This window comes from Frankia sp. CoWAU3 (assembly GCF_977971855.1).
In genome coordinates this window covers 7391-9112 of the sequence record NZ_CDWWXB010000139.1, presented here as the reverse complement: position 1 = coordinate 9112, position 1722 = coordinate 7391, and the positions used below count along the sequence as shown (strand labels likewise).

1 protein-coding gene is annotated in these 1722 nt (G+C 76.0%); it reads left to right on the top strand.

Translation table 11 applies throughout. The features are described from left to right. Positions 1–54: 54 nt before the first annotated feature. A partial coding sequence (gene malQ / locus AC08ON_RS12695) for a 4-alpha-glucanotransferase (protein WP_476617039.1) occupies positions 55–1722 on the top strand: 1668 nt, incomplete at its 3' end.

Sequence of the window (1722 nt, the reverse complement as noted above, 5' to 3'; positions counted from 1 at the left end):
TCCCCCGCCGGTCCCACCGCCCCGGCGGGACCGCAGCCCGCTGGGACGCCGGTAGTGGACCCCGCCATCGACCCGGTCCTCGCCGAACTCGCCGCGGTGTCCGGCGTGGCGACGTCCTACCTCGGGGCCGACGGTGTCCCGGTACAGGTCGCGCCGGACACCGTCCGGGCCGTCCTGCGGCTGGCGGGGGTCGATCCGACGGATCCCGCCGCAGCGCTCGCGGCGGCGCTGGAGCGGCCTTGGCGACGCCGGGTGCCGGCCTGCGCCGTCGTCGTCGCAGCAGCACCGCGCCCGGTGGTCGTTCACACGCCGGTGGAGATCATTCCACACGCTGAGCTGGAGCTCGGCACCGGCGGCCGAATCGTCCTCGATCCCCCCGGTGCCCCCCTGGCCGAGCGGGTGCTCGACGGTGTGCCCTGGGTCGCCCGGCCGATAGGGCTCCCGGCGGGCCTGCCCTTGGGGGACCACGTGCTGCACATCGACGCCGGAACCGAGCGGCATCGCTGCCAGGTCGTTGCCGTGCCGGCCGCGGTGCCCGGCCCCGCCGCCCTCGCCCCGCCGGCCCGCGCCTGGGGCTGGATGATCCAGCTCTACGCGCTCACCTCGACGTCGTCCTGGGGGATGGGGGACTATGGCGATCTCGCGACGCTCGCCGACTGGTCGGGCCGGGCGGGTGCCGACGTGCTGCTGGTGAATCCGCTGCATGCGGGTGCGCCGACCCTGCCCGTCGCGGCGTCCCCCTACTCGCCCGCGAGCCGCCGTTTCGTCTCCCCGCTCTACCTGCGACCGGAGCGGACGCCCGAGTACGCCCGGGCCGATCCCGCCACCCGGGCGGCCGTTGACGAGCTCGCCCGCGGCGCCCGTCGCGACGGGCGGCGGGACGGTCTGCTCGATCGGGACGTGGTGTGGCGGGCGAAGCTGGCCGCGCTGGAACTGCTCTTCGAGGTCTTCCGGCGTGGCTGCGAGCAGGTGGCATCCGCCGGGTCCGCCGAGCCCGCCGGGTCCGAGCCCGCCGGGTCCGACCTGATCGATTTCGCGACCTGGAGCGCGCTCGCCGAGCGGTACGGCCCGGACTGGCGGACCTGGCCGGCGGGTCTCGCTCATCCGGGCGCGCCCGCCGTCGCCGAGGCGAGGGCGCAGCTGGCCGACCGTGTCGCCTTCCACGTGTGGCTCCAGCAGCGCTGCGACCAGCAGCTCGCCGTGGCGCAGGCCGCCGCCCGGGCTGCCGGGATGGCCGCCGGGATCGTGCACGACCTGGCCGTCGGCGTCGATCCGGGCGGTGCGGACGCCTGGGCGCTGCAGGACGTTCTCGCCGTCGGCGCGAGCGTGGGGGCCCCACCGGACACCTTCAACCAGCAGGGCCAAGACTGGGGGCTGCCGCCGTGGCGGCCGGACGCCCTGGCCGAGGCCGGGTACGCGCCGTTGCGTCAGATGGTCGCCTCGGTGCTGCGCCGCGGCGGCGGGCTGCGGGTCGACCACATCCTCGGCCTGTTCCGGCTGTGGTGGATTCCGGCTGGGGCGGGCGCCGCTCACGGGACGTACGTGCGTTACGACGCCGAGGCGATGCTCGGCCTGCTCGCGTTGGAGGCCGCCCGCGCCGGCGCCGTCGTCGTCGGGGAGGATCTGGGTACCGTCGAGGCATCGGTGGCGACGACGCTCGCCCGCATGAACGTGCTGGGTTCGACGGTGCTGTGGTTCGAGCAGGACGCCGAGGGCCGCCCG